This is a genomic window from Kitasatospora putterlickiae, assembly GCF_039527695.1.
GTDB classification, from domain to species: Bacteria; Actinomycetota; Actinomycetes; order Streptomycetales; family Streptomycetaceae; genus Kitasatospora; species Kitasatospora putterlickiae.
The window spans coordinates 22,136-36,919 of sequence record NZ_BAAAKJ010000112.1 but is presented as its reverse complement, the minus strand read 5'-3'; the positions used below and the strand labels follow the sequence as shown (position 1 = coordinate 36,919).

General features: G+C 74.5%; 16 protein-coding genes. 8 read left to right on the top strand and 8 right to left on the bottom strand.

The window, feature by feature from the left end; translation table 11 throughout:
- The coding region (locus ABD308_RS11870) for an SbcC/MukB-like Walker B domain-containing protein (protein WP_344332182.1) at nucleotides 1-457 on the top strand (457 nt) is incomplete at its 5' end.
- 49 nt (nucleotides 458-506) lie between these two features.
- Here the strand turns inward: ABD308_RS11870 and ABD308_RS11865 are convergent.
- Entirely contained in the window at nucleotides 507-770 is a 264-nt protein-coding gene (locus ABD308_RS11865) for a hypothetical protein (protein WP_344332197.1), read from the bottom strand.
- Nucleotides 771-838: 68 nt separating this feature from the next.
- Here ABD308_RS11865 and ABD308_RS11860 point away from each other — a divergent pair, with 68 nt between their 5' ends.
- A complete protein-coding gene (locus tag ABD308_RS11860) occupies nucleotides 839-1,606 on the top strand; it encodes a DUF1990 domain-containing protein (RefSeq protein WP_344332169.1) in 768 nt (255 codons plus the stop codon).
- A gap of 43 nt (nucleotides 1,607-1,649) precedes the next feature.
- Here the strand turns inward: ABD308_RS11860 and ABD308_RS11855 are convergent, their stop codons facing one another.
- Both ABD308_RS11855 and ABD308_RS11850 read right to left on the bottom strand, forming a co-directional pair.
- A complete protein-coding gene (locus tag ABD308_RS11855) occupies nucleotides 1,650-2,099 on the bottom strand; it encodes a secondary thiamine-phosphate synthase enzyme YjbQ (RefSeq protein WP_344332167.1) in 450 nt (149 codons plus the stop codon).
- A gap of 251 nt (nucleotides 2,100-2,350) precedes the next feature.
- Entirely contained in the window at nucleotides 2,351-2,626 is a 276-nt protein-coding gene (locus ABD308_RS11850) for a hypothetical protein (protein ID WP_344332154.1), read from the bottom strand.
- Nucleotides 2,627-3,314: 688 nt separating this feature from the next.
- On the opposite strand from ABD308_RS11850, the gene ABD308_RS11845 reads away from it, so the two are divergent.
- Nucleotides 3,315-5,516 (top strand): bifunctional glycosyltransferase/CDP-glycerol:glycerophosphate glycerophosphotransferase, encoded by a 2,202-nt coding sequence (locus ABD308_RS11845; RefSeq protein ID WP_344332148.1) that lies wholly within the window; start codon nucleotides 3,315-3,317, stop codon nucleotides 5,514-5,516.
- Between the two features lie 81 nt (nucleotides 5,517-5,597).
- Here the strand turns inward: ABD308_RS11845 and ABD308_RS11840 are convergent, their stop codons facing one another.
- Nucleotides 5,598-5,810, bottom strand: a complete 213-nt coding sequence (locus tag ABD308_RS11840; RefSeq protein WP_344332144.1) for an EF-hand domain-containing protein — start codon at nucleotides 5,808-5,810, stop codon at nucleotides 5,598-5,600.
- A 216-nt stretch (nucleotides 5,811-6,026) separates the two neighbouring features.
- On the opposite strand from ABD308_RS11840, the gene ABD308_RS11835 reads away from it, so the two are divergent.
- Nucleotides 6,027-6,695, top strand: coding sequence for a lysophospholipid acyltransferase family protein (locus ABD308_RS11835; protein WP_344332141.1), 669 nt, complete (start codon nucleotides 6,027-6,029; stop codon nucleotides 6,693-6,695).
- Nucleotides 6,696-6,831: 136 nt separating this feature from the next.
- Here ABD308_RS11835 and ABD308_RS11830 read toward each other — a convergent pair whose 3' ends face one another.
- Together ABD308_RS11830 and ABD308_RS11825 are read right to left on the bottom strand one after the other, a co-directional pair.
- Nucleotides 6,832-8,646 (bottom strand): ABC transporter ATP-binding protein, encoded by a 1,815-nt coding sequence (locus ABD308_RS11830; protein WP_344332137.1) that lies wholly within the window; start codon nucleotides 8,644-8,646, stop codon nucleotides 6,832-6,834.
- Between the two features lie 209 nt (nucleotides 8,647-8,855).
- Nucleotides 8,856-9,629 carry an SDR family NAD(P)-dependent oxidoreductase gene (locus ABD308_RS11825; RefSeq protein ID WP_344332135.1) on the bottom strand — a complete coding sequence of 258 codons (774 nt, stop codon included), beginning with the start codon at nucleotides 9,627-9,629 and terminating at the stop codon, nucleotides 8,856-8,858.
- Nucleotides 9,630-9,817: 188 nt separating this feature from the next.
- Here ABD308_RS11825 and ABD308_RS11820 point away from each other — a divergent pair, with 188 nt between their 5' ends.
- The 4 genes from ABD308_RS11820 (at nucleotide 9,818) to ABD308_RS11805 (ending at nucleotide 13,244) form a co-directional block, all read left to right on the top strand.
- Nucleotides 9,818-10,018, top strand: a complete 201-nt coding sequence (locus tag ABD308_RS11820) for a hypothetical protein (RefSeq protein WP_344332133.1) — start codon at nucleotides 9,818-9,820, stop codon at nucleotides 10,016-10,018.
- A 143-nt stretch (nucleotides 10,019-10,161) separates the two neighbouring features.
- Nucleotides 10,162-11,145, top strand: coding sequence for a serine/threonine-protein kinase (locus ABD308_RS11815; RefSeq protein ID WP_344332127.1), 984 nt, complete (start codon nucleotides 10,162-10,164; stop codon nucleotides 11,143-11,145).
- On the top strand, nucleotides 11,142-12,119 hold the full coding sequence (locus ABD308_RS11810; protein WP_344332122.1) for a DUF6895 family protein: 978 nt from the start codon (nucleotides 11,142-11,144) through the stop codon (nucleotides 12,117-12,119). The genes ABD308_RS11815 and ABD308_RS11810 overlap by 4 nt, the downstream gene beginning before the upstream one ends.
- Entirely contained in the window at nucleotides 12,120-13,244 is a 1,125-nt protein-coding gene (locus tag ABD308_RS11805) for a serine hydrolase domain-containing protein (RefSeq protein ID WP_344332115.1), read from the top strand.
- A 79-nt stretch (nucleotides 13,245-13,323) separates the two neighbouring features.
- Here ABD308_RS11805 and ABD308_RS11800 read toward each other — a convergent pair whose 3' ends face one another.
- On the bottom strand, nucleotides 13,324-14,235 hold the full coding sequence (locus tag ABD308_RS11800; RefSeq protein ID WP_344332110.1) for an SDR family oxidoreductase: 912 nt from the start codon (nucleotides 14,233-14,235) through the stop codon (nucleotides 13,324-13,326).
- A partial coding sequence (locus ABD308_RS11795) for an alpha/beta fold hydrolase (protein ID WP_344332104.1) occupies nucleotides 14,232-14,784 on the bottom strand: 553 nt, incomplete at its 5' end. The genes ABD308_RS11800 and ABD308_RS11795, both read right to left, overlap by 4 nt.

Sequence of the window (14,784 nt, the reverse complement as noted above, 5' to 3'; positions counted from 1 at the left end):
GGTGGCGGCCGCCGCCAGCGACCGGCTGGTCCGGATGTCCGGCGGCCGCTACACCCTCGTGCACAGCGACGACCGGGGCACGGGCAACAAGCGCTCGGGCCTGGCGCTGCGCGTCGTGGACGCCTGGACCGGCACCGAGCGCGACACCGCGACGCTCTCCGGCGGCGAGAGCTTCTTCGCCTCGCTGGCCCTGGCGCTCGGCCTGGCCGACGTGGTCACCGACGAGGCCGGGGGCATGCCGCTGGACACCCTGTTCATCGACGAGGGGTTCGGCAGCCTCGACGAGCACACCCTGGAGGAGGTGATGGACGTCCTCGACGGTCTGCGCGAGCGGGACCGCGCGGTCGGCATCGTCAGCCATGTCGCCGATCTGCGCAGCCGGATCCCGGCCCAGCTGCTCGTCCGCAAGGGCCGGCACGGCTCCACCCTCGCACTGGCGGGACGGGAGGACGCCTGACGCCGGCCCCGAGCCGGGCCGCGTCGGGGCACCGCCCCGGGACCTCCCGTCAGCCGGAGCAGGCGATCCGCTGGGCCTGCTGCCAGGTGCAGACGGGGCAGAGGGTGCTGCCCGGGTGGTCGGCGGGCAGCTCGGTCGGCTCCCCGCACAGCACGCAGTCCGCGCGCGGGCCGGTGAGGTCGGGGTCGGGCAGCAGACCCGCCACGGCGTCGCCGTCGCCCGGGGCGAGAACGCAGACCTGGTCGGCCGCCTCGGCGCCGTCGGTGTCCGGGGCGCCGGTGAGGACGCTGTCGTTCACGGCTGTTTCGCTCATGACGCCTTCTCTACTCCTCGGCCGGGGCCCCGCGCAAGGCGTTCCCGGGCGGGCGCTACGGTGGCCGCATGCCCGATTCGCCCAGCGCCGACGCGCCGCGCCTCGACACGCGGCGCGCCGAACCGCCACGCACTGAGCCGCGGCGCGCCGCCCGGCCGTCGTCCGCCCTGGAGCGGCGGCTGGAGGCGGCCCGGGCCGCCGCGCCCAGCTACCACGAGGTGGGCGCCACCGGGGGCGCCCGGCTGCCGGAGGGCTACGCGCACCTGCGGCGGCGGGTCCACCTGGGGCACGGCCCGGAGGTGCTGGCGCGCGCCGGAAGGTTCGTCCTCGGCTGGGGCTGCCAGCTGGGCACCGGTTTCGCCGTGTACCCGTACGCGCCCGTCGAGCCGGGGGCGACGGTGCTGCTGCGGCTCGCCCTGCCCGGCGCCCGGTGGCCCCGGCTGGTGATCCCGTGCCGGGTGGTGTGGACGGCGGACGAGCCGGACCGGATCGGCTTCGCCTACGGGACGCTGCCGGGGCATCCGGAACGCGGTGAGGAGGCGTTCGTGGTGTCCATGGACGCGGCGGGCGAGGTGTGGTTCGAGGTGAGCGCCTTCGCCCGGCTCGCCTCCTGGTACGCGCGGCTCGGCCGCCCGGTCGCCGTGCTCTGCCAGTACCTGGCGATCGAGCGGTACCTCACCGCCGCCGTCGAAGCGGTCGCCCTCGAAGCGGTCGACGCCGAGACGGTCGCCGTCGAAGCAGCCGACTCCGAAGCGGCCGACGCCGAAGCGACCGTCCTCGAAGCGGCCGAAGCCGACGTCGCCGGGGCCCCCGGGGGCGGGCCGGCGCCGGGCTAAGACCCGGTCCCGCGCCGTCCGACCGCCCGGGGGCGTGCGCCGGTCAGCCCAGGAAGGAGAGCCGGACGGTGCGCCGCGGGTTGTCGCCGTTGGTGTCGACGAGGACCACCGACTGCCAGACGCCCAGCGCGAGCCGCCCGTCGATCACCGGCAGGGTGGCGTGCGGGGCGACCAGTCCCGGGACGACGTGGTCGCGGCCGTGGCCCGGGGTGCCGTGCCGGTGCTGCCACCGGTCGTCGGCGGGCAGCAGCTCGCGCAGGGCGGCGAGCAGGTCGGCATCGCTGCCGGAGCCGGTCTCCAGGACGGCGATCCCGGCTGTCGCGTGCGGGACGAAGACGTTGAGCAGGCCGTCCCGGCCGACGGCGTGCAGGTCGAGGAACCGGGCGCAGCGGTCGGTGATGTCGAGCGCGACCTCGCGGCTGCCGGTGGTGATCTCGAAGGTCTCGGTCCGGAAGGACGTGGAGTGGGGGGTGGTGTGGGTGTGGTCCGCCATGGCGCCATCCTCGCCCACGTCCGGGGGCGGTCCGACCAGCCTCGCCGACTCCCCGTGCCGGTGGGGCAAGTCGGCTTACCATGAGAGGTTCAGACCAATTCAAGCGGGGGGAGGCGTCTCCGAGCCGGGCCGGGGACAGGCTCGGAGGCGGCCGGTTCCGGGCACGCCGAAGACCCGGCGGTCGCGATGATCCGCCGGGTCGGTGCGGGTGGGTGCGGAGGGCGTCGTGCGCCCCGAGGCCGGTCGGCCTCTCAGCCGCGGCCGCGCCCGCCGAAGAGTCCGCGCCGCAGTCGGCGCAGCGGCGCCAGCAGCCTGACCCGCGCGTGGCGGCGCGGCGGCGCGGTCGGGGCACCGACACCGCGCGGCGTCAGCTCCCTTATCAACCCGAGCGCCTCGGCGGTGTCCACCGCCGGGAGTGCGGGCGCGCCGAGCACGGCCAGGTGTCGGTCGATCCGGCGGCCGGTCGTGTCGACGCCGCACTGGATCGCCGGCACACGGGGCCGAGTCCGCACTTGCATGTGTTCCATCTGATTTCCCACCCCTACGAGGCGCCAGGGCCGTGAGGCGAAGACTATCCGCGACAGACGGTCTTCGCGCAACCGTCCTGGTGTTCTGCCACCGTACCGTGCGGCGTCAACTGACACCGCACCAGGGGCTTCCCGGCCGGTCACGACTAGGCATCAATGATGGTGCACGACCGGGCATTCGTCAGCGGGTTCACCGGGTCGCGAACCCGGCGCCCGCCGCGAAGACGCGCGCCGGGCGCGCGCGGTCACCACTCCCCCACCACTCCCTCACCTCCCGCGTCCGCCGGGAACCCTCCTCCAGTACTGGATCGGCAGGTCGGCGGGTCGACAGATCGATACGACTATCCCTTTAAGAAGTGAACACATGCGAGGGATTGACGGGAGCCCCGCCTCCAAGCAGTATCTGTAGCGATCACGCGGGCGCGAGCCGCGCCCACCACCGTGTTCGACTGATGAAGATTCCGGCTCCCCCGTGCCTACTGCCAGGCCGCCTCGACGCTGCGGCGGCCAGGCTCGGGCGGTGCTCGGACCGGCGGTCGGCCGTGAGGGTCGGCCAGGCCGCCACCAGGCTGCCGGTGCCACCCCGCACGGGGTCCGGCACCGGCGGCTCCAGCGCCGCGGACCCGCCATGGACGCGCTGCGGACCTGCGGATTCCGCGCTTGCGCCGCCTCGGTAGACTCGGCCAGCGTGCCAGTCCTCCTCAGCATCGTGCTCCCGGTCCACGGGGTGGAGCGCTTCCTGCCGCGCTGCCTCGACTCCCTCCTGGCGGACACGCCCTCCACCGAGTCCCGCTTCGAGGTGATCGCGGTCGACGACCGCTCCCCCGACCGCTGCGGCGCGATCCTGGACGAGTACGCGGCCCGCGACCCGCGTCTGCGCGTCCTCCACCTCGCCGAGAACCAGGGCCTCGGCGGCGCCCGCACCGCCGCCCTCCCCGAGGCCCGCGGCGACTACGTCTGGTTCGTCGACAGCGACGACTGGGTGCCCGAGGGCACGGTGGCCGCCCTCCTCGACGAGCTCACCACGGAGACGGCACGCGAGGACGCCCCCGCGGACGTGCTGCTGACCGACTTCACCCACGTCTACCCCGACGGCGCCACCGAGCCCAACCCCTGGCGGCACGTGCTGACCGGCTCCCCGCTCGTCGCCGGCTGCACGCTGGCCGAGCACCCCGCGCTGTTCAAGACCGTGATGTCGGTCTGGAACAAGGTGTTCCGCCGGGAGTTCCTGCTCGGCCTCGGCGTCTCCTTCGGCCGCGGCTACTACGAGGACATCTCGGTCACCTACCCCGCGCTGCTCGCCGCCGAGCGGCTGCGCTACCTCGACCGCCCCTGCTACTTCTACCGGCGCGGCCGGGCCGGGGCGATCACCAGCACCGCCTCGGCCAAGCACGCCGACGCCTTCGCCCAGTACGACGCGATCTTCGCCTTCCTGGACCGGCCCGACCGCCCCGGCCGGCCCGTCCCGGCGGAGCTGCGCACCCTGGTCTTCGAGCGGACCGTGCAGCAGGCGCTGACCGTCTACGACACCCCGGGGCTGGTCCCGGTCGGCCTGCGGCCGGAGTTCTTCCGCCGGATCTCCGGGCACTTCGCCCGGCACCGCCCGGCGGGCTACCGCTTCCCCGGGGGCGTGCGCGGGGTGCGGTACCGGCTCGCGGCGCGCGGCGCCCGGCGCGCGTACGCGGAGCTGCGCCGGACCGGGCGGCTGCCGCGCGAACTCAAGCGCGGAGCCCGGGCGGTGGCGCCGGCCCTGAAGAAGGGGGTGCGCGGCAGCGCCCGGTTCACCGCGTACAACGCCTTCCGCCGGATGCCGCTCAACCCCGGGCTGGCGGTCTACGCCGCGTACTGGCACCGGGGTTACGCCTGCAGCCCGGCGGCGATCTACGAGAAGGCGAAGGAACTGGCGCCCGCGGTCCGCGGCGTCTGGGTGGTGGAGAACCGGACGCAGGCGGCGACGCTGCCCGACGGCGTGCCGTACGTCATCGTCAACACCCCGGCCTACCTGAAGGCGATGGCCACCGCCAAGTACTTCGTGAACAACGTCAACTTCCCGCGCACGATGGTGAAGCGGCCCGGCACGGTGCACGTCCAGACGCAGCACGGCACGCCGCTGAAGGCGATGGGCATGGACCTCAGGGACCACCCGGTGGCTGCCGACGGGATGGACTTCGACCGGCTCCAGGAGGCCATCGACCGCTGGGACTTCCTGGTCTCCTCCAACCCGCACACCAGCGAGCACTTCGCCCGCGCCTTCCCCGGCCACTACGAGATGCTGGACACCGGCTACCCGCGCAACGACCGGCTGGCCGACGCGACGCCGGCCGAGACGGCGGCGATGCGCGAGCGGTTCGGCCTGGAGCCCGGCCGCACCGCCGTGCTGTACGCGCCCACCCACCGGGAGGCGCGCGGCGGTTACGTGCCGCTGCTGGACGTGCGGGAACTGGCGCGCGCGCTGGGTCCCGAGTTCACGCTGCTGGTGCGCACCCACTACTTCCACACCGGCGGCGCGGGCGACCTGACGGTCGACGAGGGCGCGGCGGAGATCCTGGACGTGTCGGCGCACCCGACCGTGGAGGACCTCTACCTGGCGGCGGACGTGCTGGTCACGGACTACTCGTCGATGATGTTCGACTACGCGGTGCTGGACCGGCCGATCGTGATCTTCGCGCCGGACTGGGAGGAGTACAAGCGGGATCGCGGCGTCTACTTCGACCTGTTCGAGCAGCCGCCGGGCGCGGTGACGACGGATCCGCAGGGGCTGGCGGCGGCGCTGCTGGCCGGGGATCCGGAGCCGGCGGCGCGGGCGGAGTTCCGCAAGCGGTTCAACCCGTGGGACGACGGCGGGGCGGCGGAGCGGGTGGTCCACCGGGTGTTCCCGACCACCGGCTGAGGCGCGGCGGCCCCGGGTTCCACCGGGTGGACGCGGCGACGGGGCCCCGGGAGCGCACCCCGGGGCCCCGTCCGGACCGTCTCAGCCCTGGCGCGCGGCCAGGAACTCGTCGAAGGTCAGCTCGCCGTCGTGGTTGGTGTCCATCGTCTTGATGACGGCCTCGGCCACGGCGATCGAGGTGGTCAGGTCGCCGAGCTCACGCGCGACCAGCGCGTACTCGGTGGCGGTGATGCGGCCGTCGCCGTTCACGTCGTACTTGTCGAACGCCGCGCGGATGCTGTCGACGTCTGCCATGGGGGCCCTCCCTGGGATTACCGGATGCTGATGTGTATTTCCGACGGCCGTACCCTACCGGCCGTGGTGAGCGCCACGGTCGGCGGGAGTGGACGGCCGCCGGGGTGGGTGTCGTAGTCTGCGGGTCTGATCCCGGCCCGGCCGGGCCCACCGAACGCCGCTCGTCGTAACCCCAGGCCCGGGCACCTCTCGGGCGTGCTCGTCCAGGGAGGGACCATGCTCGATCTCGCCACCAGGCTGGTGCTGAAACCGCTCGCCCGGGGGATCTGGCGTCCCAGCATCGAGGGCGTCGAGCACGTTCCGCGCAAGGGCGGCGTCATCCTGGCCAGCAATCACCTGTCGTTCATCGACAGCGTGGTGATCCCGCTCACCGCGCCGCGCCGGGTGCACTTCCTGGCCAAGGCCGAGTACTTCACCGGCACCGGGCTCAAGGGCGCGCTGTCCCGCGGCTTCTTCCAGGGGATCGGCGCGGTGCCGGTCGAGCGCGGCACCTACCGCTCCGCGCAGGCCTCGCTGGAGCGGGCGCTGGAGATCCTGGAGGACGGCAAGGCCTTCGGCATCTACCCGGAGGGGACCCGCTCGCTGGACGGCCGGCTCTACCGCGGCAAGACCGGCGTCGCCTGGCTCGCCCTGACCGCCGGCGTCCCGGTGGTACCGGTGGCGCTGGAGGGGCCGGAGGAGATCCTGCCGGTCGGCAAGCGGGTGCCGCGCCTGAAGAAGGTGACGGTCCGCTTCGGCGAGCCGCTGCACTTCGACGAGCTGCACGGGCAGGCCCGCTCGCTCAAGGCCCGCCGCCAGGTCACCGACGAGGTGATGGCGGCGATCCAGCGGCTCTCCGGCCAGGAGGTCGCGCGGACCTACAACGAGGTCCCGAAGGCCGCCTGAGCCCCGGGCCGCACGGGCTGGGCGGGTTCCGAGGGTTCCGAGGGTTCCGCGGGTTCAATGGATTCCGCGGGTTCAATGGATTCGGCGGATTCAGTGGATTCGGCGGATTCAGTGGATTCGGCGGGACCCGCCGGCCTCAGGGCGCGACGGCCGCGACCGGGGACTCCCGGCGCAGCAGCGCGGCGTAGCGGCCGCCCGCCGCCAGCAGCTCTTCGTGGGTCCCGAGTTCGGCCACCTCGCCGCGGTCCAGGACGGCGATCTGGTCGGCCGCCCGCACGGTGGAGAGCCGGTGCGCGATGGTGATGGTGGTGCGGCCCGCCGCGAGGGTGTCGATGGCCTCCTGCACGGCGCGTTCGGTGCTGTTGTCCAGCGCGCTGGTGGCCTCGTCGAGGATCAGCACCGGCGGGTTGCGCAGGATGGTGCGGGCGAGCGCGAGGCGCTGCTTCTCCCCTCCCGAGAAGCGGTAGCCGCGCTCGCCGACCAGGGTGTCGTAGCCGTCCGGCAGGGCGGCGACGGTGTCGTGGATCCGCGCGGCCCGGGCGGCGGCGACGAGTTCGGCGTCGGTGGCGTCCGGTTTGGCGAAGCGCAGGTTGTCGGCGACCGAGGCGTGGAAGAGGTAGGTCTCCTGGGAGACCACGCCCACCGCGCGGGCGAGCGTGTCGAAGGACAGCTCGCGCACGTCGACCCCGTCGAGGGTGACCCGGCCGCCGGTGACGTCGTAGAGCCGGGGCACCAGGTAGCTGAGCGTGGTCTTCCCGGAGCCGGTCTCGCCGACCACCGCGAGCGAGCCGCCGGCCGGGATCCGCAGGTCCACCCCGGCCAGGGTGGGCCGCTCCTGCCCCGGGTCGTAGCGGAAGTCGACGCCCTCGAAGCGGACCTCGCCGCGCACGGCGGCCAGGGTGACGGGGCGTTCGGGCTCGTCGATCTCCACGGTCAGGTCGAGGTACTCGAAGATGCGCTGGAAGAGCGCGAGCGAGGTCTGCACCTGGACGCCGGTGGCGAGCAGGCTGACGGTCGGGCGGAACAGGCCCTGCTGGAGCGAGACGAAGGCGACCAGGGTGCCGACCGAGACGATCGGGGCGCCACCGGCCGCGGTCATGCCGGCCGTCCAGTAGATCACCGCGGGCATCGCGGCCATCACGATCTGGATGGTGTTCATCCGCCAGCGCCCGGCCATCGAGGCGCGCACCTCCAGCTCGGCCAGCCGGTCGGACTGGCCGGTGAACTCGCGGGAGAGCGAGTCGGTGCGGCCCATGGTGCGGCCGAGCAGGATGCCGCTGACCGAGAGCGACTCCTGAACCGCCGAGCTCATCGCGGCGAGCTGCTTCTGCCGTTCACCGGTGATCTTCTTGCGCTCGTTGCCGACCCGCCGGCTGATCCAGACGAACAGCGGCAGGAGCAGCAGCGAGACCACGGTCAGCCGCCAGTCCAGGGCCACCATGGCGGCCACCGAGGCGATCACGGCGGTGAAGTTGGAGACCAGGGAGGTCGCGGTGGAGGTCACCGTGGACTGCATGCCGCCGATGTCGTTGGCGATCCGGGACTGCACCTCGCCGGTGCGGGTGCGGGTGAAGAACGCCAGCGACATCCGCTGGAGGTGGCCGTAGACGGCGGTGCGCAGGTCGTGCATCACGCGCTGGCCGACGGTGGTGGATATCAGCGTCTGCAGCACGCTGAAGACGCTGTTCACCACGGCGGCGCCGACCATGCCCAGCACCAGGGCGGTCAGCAGGCCGGTGCGGCCCTGCGGGATGGCGGTGTCCAGGACGGCGCGCAGCAGGAACGGCGTGGTCACCGAGACCACGGCGGAGGCGGCGACCAGCAGGCCGACGACGGCGAGGCGGCCGGAGTAGGGGCGGAAGAGCGCGAGGATGCGGCGCCACTCGGTGGGCGGGCGCGGGTCGTCCTCGGCGCGGTCGGGCGGGGTCCACTGGATGCCTTCGGGGCGCACGGGCGGGCAGCCTCCCTCGGACGGCCGGGCGGGCGCGGCGCCCGGGGGCGCGCGCCGGCGGCGGGTGGGCGGTCGGGCGCCGCCAGCATAACGAGAGAGGCTCATAGTTAGCAAAGCTAATAGTGAGATGCCCTCCGCGATGACCCCCGCGACGCCCTCCGGGGCGCTCCTCGCGATCCCGGCCCGACCGCCCGGCCACCCCCTCCCCGTCAGTTGGTGCGGTAGGAGCGGGCCGCCCTGGAGGACACACCGCCGAGTCCCCCGGACGGCAGCACCCGCGCGATCGCCACCGCCAGCTTGTAGCGCTTGCTCGGCACCGAGACCGAACGCCCCCGCGCCAGGTCCCGCATCGCCTCGTCCACCACCCGCTCCGCGGACAGCCAGCCCCAGCCGGGGATGTTGTCGGTGCCCATGCCGGCCCGCTGGTGGAACTCGGTGCGGGTGAATCCCGGGCAGAGCGCCATCAGCCGCACCCCGGTGCCCCCGAGGTCGCGCATCACGCCCTGGGTGAAGCTCACCACCCACGCCTTGCTCGCCCCGTAGGTGCCGCGCGGCAGGAACGCCGCCACCGAGGCCACGTTGACGACCGCGCCGCGCCCGCGCTCGCGCATCCCCGGCAGGGCGGCCGTGGTCAGCCGCAGCACCGCCTCGATGTGCACCTTCAGCATGTCCAGCTCGTCCTGCAGCGGCACGGCGGAGAACGCGCCCCGGTTGCCGAAGCCCGCGTTGTTCACCAGCAGGTCCACCGGGCGGTCCCCGTCCGACAGCCGGGCCTCGACGTCCGCGATGCCCCGGTCGGTGGCGAGGTCGGCGCCGAGCACCTCCACCTCCACGCCGAACCTCCCCCGCAGGTCCGCGGCGGAACGTTCCAGCCGCTCGGTGTCCCGGGCCACCAGGACGAGCTGGTAGCCGCTCCGCGCGAGCCGGCCGGCGAACGCGGCTCCGATGCCGGCGGTCGCGCCGGTGATCAAGGCAGTGGTCATGCAGCGACCGTACCTACTGCCGGGTATCCGCGACACCCCGGGCGATCCCGCTGCGCCCCCGCGCGGTGCCTCATCGTGACGACGGTGACGGAGCGTGCAGGGGTGGCGCCGGTGGGTTCGTGCTCGTATCGTCGATCGAGGGGGCATCGCCGGACCAGGCGGTGGAACTTCGATGAGGAGGCACTCAGATGCTTGCTCAGACCACCCGTACGACGCGGGCCCCGCTCGCCACGCAGGCCGAGATCGACGCGCTCGGTACGTTGATCACGGAGGACGAGGCGGCCGTCAGCGACGCGCCCACGTACCAGCCCGAAGCCGCAGGCCTGCTCCTGCTTCTCGGACTCATCCTGCTGTCGCCGCAGAAGGCGCCCAAGGAGAAGACCCGGTAGACCCGTAGGACCCGGCCGACCTGGCCGACCCGGCCGAGCCCTCGGCCGGGTCAACGGCCCGACCGGGCCCCGACCGGCCGAACAGACCGGACAGGCCGGACCCGAAGGTCCTGAGCACCCTCCAGACAGGAGAATCCCACTCCATGCCGTTCGCCGACACCACGCTCCGCGACGAGTACGCGGCGGCCGTCGAGCGAGTGGCGGGCCGGGTCCTCGACGCCCTCCGGGGTGCCGGGGACCCGGCCGCGCCCACCCGCCCGTCCGCCCCGGGCGCGACCCGGCTCACCGCCCGTCCGACGCCGTCGACTCCCCCGACGTCCCCGACGTCCCCGACGTCCCCGACACCGTCCACGCCGTCGGTGCCGTCGGTGCCGTCGGTGCCCGAGGGTCCGCTCCTGGACGAAGGCCCCCTCTCCAAGGCCGTGTTGGCGGCGGTGCGGGTCCTGGGACCCGACCTCTTCGCCGCCCCGCTGCTCGCCGGCCTGCCCCTCGACGGGCCGACCGCCGACGCGGCCGCCGAGGCCCTCGAAACCTTCCCGATGACCGGCGCCTCCCCCGCGCCCGGCACCACCTCACCGCAGCCCCCGGCCCCGCCGGAGACCGCGCTCGCCAACGCCTGGCGCGACCGGGCCACCGCGCGCCTCGTCGAACTGGCGGGCCGCCCCGCCCCGGCGACCGGCCCCGAACCGGTGTGCCCCCCGGAACCGACGGCGGCCGACTGGCCGCGCTGGTCGGTGGCCATGGCGCGGCTCTCCGCCCTCGCCCTCCCCCGCCTCGACGGCCCCGTGCACGACCTGGCCCGGCTCCACTCGCTGACGCTGTCCCGAGGCGTCACCCGCTCCATGCTCCGCCGCGACTACCGCACCGCCGCCCGGCTCGCCCGCTGGCTGGCCTGGAACGAGTCGGTCGGCGGAGCGGCACACCTCGAACTCGGCCCCGTACTGGACCGGATCCGGGCGGTCGGCGACGGCAGCACCCGCATGTGGCTCGAACTCTCCATCACCGAACGGCTGCCGGGCACCGGCGTGACGACGACCGGCACACCCGCGGATCCCGATCGGCCCGACGACCGGCCGGCCCCGCCCCACGGCCGGAGCGGCGACTCCCCGGACGGAGCGGCGGCATGACGGACGCCCAGATCATCGCCACCGCCCAGCAGGTCGGCTCGCAAGCGCTGCGCTGGCTGCACTCCTACTACGACCGCGGCCTCGGCGGCTTCGGCGACGAGGCCACGTTCGACCTCGCCAACCCCAACGACATCTACAAGCCGCTCGGCGAAGTCGCCCTGGCCACCGGCCTGCTGCTGCGCGAGGGGGTCGCCGGCGCCGACGACACCCGGATCGCCCGCCAGGTCATCGACCTCGCCTGGGCCGAACTGCGCGAGGGGGACCTGCTCTACGACCGGCAGCTGCGCTACCCCCTGATGACCGACCCGCTGGAGGTCTACGTCCACTTCGCGCGGGCCGGCTACCGTCACCGGCCCCTGGAGGAACAGCTGGCGACGCTGAACCGGCTGCACTCCGTCCGGGCCTCCGAACAGCTCCCCAGCCGCCGTCTGGCCTCCGCCAACGCCCGGCGCGTGATCGGCCTGGACCAGCTTGAGGACTGGGACGCGCTGGCCGCCGCCACCTGGCTGGGCGCCACGCCCGAACCGTGGCTGATCGACTGGCTCACCGCCTACTACGTCACCCACTCCGTCTTCCACCTCACCGACTGGGGCGCCCGGCCGGAGTGCCTGTCCCCGCGCATCCGCGACTACCTGCGCGACTGGCTGCCGGCCTGGCTCGACGTGTGGCAGGAGGTCGGCCACTGGGACCTGGTGGGCGAACTGCTCATCGTCGCCGCCTGCATCGGCGAGTTGGAGCAGGGCACGACGGGCTGGGCCGCGCTGGCGTCCGCCCAACTGCCCGACGGGCTCCTGCCCAAGGACGCCAACACGGCGACCGAGGGCGATCCCGCCCAGCTGCTCGCCGACCACGGGCACACCGCCGTGGTCGCCGTGGTCGCCGCCACCACCACCCTGGCCCGCGCCCTCGGCGGCACGGCCGGGGCGTCCGCGGGCGCACCGGCGGTGACGCTCGGCGCGCCGCCGGAGAGCTAGGTGACCGCCCTCGACGGGCCCGCCCTCGACGCACCCGCGCAGGCGGACGACAGCCCCTGGGGCGAGCGGGAGTTGGCGGACCTGGTCCGCTCCGCCGGGCCGGGCGCCAGCGCCGTGACGCTCGCCGTGACCCGGGGCGGGCGTCAGGCGGTGCGGTGCGCCGGCCGGCTGGACCACGCCGCCAGCGAGCCCTGCACACCCGACACCGTCTTCGAACTCGGCTCCATCACCAAGACGTTCACCGCCTTGCTGCTCGCCGAGCTGGCCGCACGGGGCGAGCTCGCCCTGGACGACCCGGTGGAGCGGCACCTCCCGGACGGCTGGCGGCCCGCCGACGTCCGGCGCGGTGGGCCGGTCCGGCTGCTCCACCTGGCCACCCACACCTCCGGGCTGCCGAGGCTGCCGCCGGGGCTGCTGGCCGGCGCCCTCGCGTCCTGGAGCAGCAATCCGTACGGCGCGTACGACGAGGGGCGGCTGCGGGCGGGGCTCGCCCGGACCACCGTGCGGCACCGGCCCGGCGAGCGGTTCGGGTACTCCAACTTCGGGGTCGGGCTGCTCGGTCGGCTGCTCACCGAGGCCGGGCGCGGCGCCGGTTACCCGGAACTGCTCGCCGAGCGGGTCTGCCGCCCGCTCGGGATGCGTGCGACCACCTGCGCGCCCGACCCGCCGCACCGGGCGATCGGCCACCGGCACGGACGTCCGCTGCCGCCGTGGCTCATCCCCGGCCTGCCGGGCGCGGGCGCCGTCCGGGCCAGCGGCGCCGACCTGCTCCGGTTCCTTCGGGCGCACCTGCGGCCGGACGGGGGCGGGGCGGCGGGCGGCGGGTCGGCGGGTCCGGGCGCGCTGGAGGAAGCCCTGCGGGAGGTGCAGCGGCCGCGGCTGAGGCTGCCGCGCTCCGGCGACCAGATCTGCCTGGTCTGGAACCACCGGCGCACCCCGGACGGCCGCGACCTCCTCTTCCACTCCGGCGGCACCCGCGGCTGCACCTCGCTCATCGCCTTCTGCCCGCAGACCGCCACCGCCGTCGCCGCCCTCTGCAACGCCGGCCCGACACGGCGGGACAACTTCGCGCAGGCGGCGTACGACGTGTTCAAGCGGTTCGCCGGGGCGGGGGACGGGGAGTGAGGCCGGGCGGCTGACGATTGACAATTGACAGATGGCAGTTATTGAAATCTGTCATCTGTCAATTGTCGGCTGTCAGCTGTCAGTCCTCAGCGCCGCTCGGAGCGGGCGGCCGTGTCGGCGGGGCNTCGCCGACGCGGCCGGCGCCGACCGCGCCGAGGCGGGTGGCGGCGGTCGCGGCGAGCCGGGGTGCGAGGCGGGCCACGTCGCGGGACCCGACCAGGGCGATCAGCGACGGCAGGGCCCAGCGGACCGGCTGCATGCCGCGCAGCCAGGCCTGGGCGTAGACGTGGGCGGAGCGCCGGGCGATGCCGGCGACCAGCCGGTCCACCGCCGGCTCCAGCGGATAGGTCTTGTTCGCCGGCCACGGCAGCCGCGAGCGCATCTGCTTGAGCACGGCGTCCTCGTCGGCCCCGCGCACCATGTCGGTGTCGGTCCAACTCAGGTAGCCCACACCGACCTTCACCCCCTCGTGGGCGACCTCGGCGCGGATCGCGTGGGCGAACGCCTCGACCCCGGACTTGCTCGCGCAGTACGCGCTCATCAGCGGCGCCGGGGTGAGCGCGGCCAGCGAGGCGATCTGCAGGAGATAGCCGCGGCTCTCGGCGAGCACCGGGAGAAAGGCCCGGGCGGTGGCCACGCTGCCGAGCAGGTTGACCTCGATCACCCGGCTGAACGCCCGGTGGTCGTTCTGCAGCAGCGGGCCGCCGATCGCGATGCCCGCGTTGGCGACCACGGTGTCGATGCGGCCGTAGTGCTCCTCGATCCGCCCGGCGAGCGCGGTGAGCGCCTCGACGTCGGTGACGTCGGCCTCCCAGGCGGTGGCGTCCGGGCCGCACTGGGCGGCGACGGCCTTGAGCTCGTCCGGCTCCAGGCCGACCAGCGCGACCCTGGCACCACGGCGGGCGAGCGCGCGGGCGAGGGAGGCGCCGACACCGCGCGCGGCTCCGGTGACGACGGCGACCTGGGCGGACAGCGGCGGGGTGGCGGTCATGCGACGGCGGTCCTCTCGGGGTCGGTGGTGGTCTCGGGGTCGGTGGTGGTCACGGTGCCGCCGGCGCGGGTGCCCGGCAGATGGGCGGTCGCCATCCGGTCGATCTCGGCGGCGATCTCGGCCGGCCGCTCGATCGGCGCCATGTGGCCGGCGCCGGGCAGCAGGAGCAGCCCCTGCGGGTCGGCCAGCGCCGCGACCATCCGGTGCGCGTGCACCGGCGGGGTGAGCCGGTCCTCGGAGCCGACCACGACCGAGGTCGGCGCGGCGAGCCGGGCCAGCCCCGCGCGGACGTCCAACCGGTCCAGCACCCGGGCCCAGTTGGCCCGCACACCGGTCGGACAGGCGTGCACGATCCGGACCGCCGCCTCGACGCGGTCGGCGGGCGAGCCCGCCCCCATGATCGCGTAGCCGAGCGCCGCCCGGGTGACCGGACCGACCGGCCCCAGCGGCAGCCGCGAGCGCAGGACCCGCCGGTGCAGGAAGCGCCGCACCCCCCGGGAGCGCACCACCGCCGGGACCACGCGCAACTCCTCCACCAGGTCCGCCGGC

Excerpts from the sequence above, each read along its gene's own strand:
- ABD308_RS11865 (WP_344332197.1), bottom strand. The coding sequence starts at position 770 with ATGAGCGAAACAGCCGTGAACGACAGCGTCCTCACCGGCGCCCCGGAC.
- ABD308_RS11860 (WP_344332169.1), top strand. The coding sequence starts at position 839 with ATGCCCGATTCGCCCAGCGCCGACGCGCCGCGCCTCGACACGCGGCGC.
- ABD308_RS11855 (WP_344332167.1), bottom strand. The coding sequence starts at position 2,099 with ATGGCGGACCACACCCACACCACCCCCCACTCCACGTCCTTCCGGACC.
- ABD308_RS11850 (WP_344332154.1), bottom strand. The coding sequence starts at position 2,626 with ATGGAACACATGCAAGTGCGGACTCGGCCCCGTGTGCCGGCGATCCAG.
- ABD308_RS11840 (WP_344332144.1), bottom strand. The coding sequence starts at position 5,810 with ATGGCAGACGTCGACAGCATCCGCGCGGCGTTCGACAAGTACGACGTG.
- ABD308_RS11835 (WP_344332141.1), top strand. The coding sequence starts at position 6,027 with ATGCTCGATCTCGCCACCAGGCTGGTGCTGAAACCGCTCGCCCGGGGG.
- ABD308_RS11825 (WP_344332135.1), bottom strand. The coding sequence starts at position 9,629 with ATGACCACTGCCTTGATCACCGGCGCGACCGCCGGCATCGGAGCCGCG.
- ABD308_RS11820 (WP_344332133.1), top strand. The coding sequence starts at position 9,818 with ATGCTTGCTCAGACCACCCGTACGACGCGGGCCCCGCTCGCCACGCAG.
- ABD308_RS11815 (WP_344332127.1), top strand. The coding sequence starts at position 10,162 with ATGCCGTTCGCCGACACCACGCTCCGCGACGAGTACGCGGCGGCCGTC.
- ABD308_RS11810 (WP_344332122.1), top strand. The coding sequence starts at position 11,142 with ATGACGGACGCCCAGATCATCGCCACCGCCCAGCAGGTCGGCTCGCAA.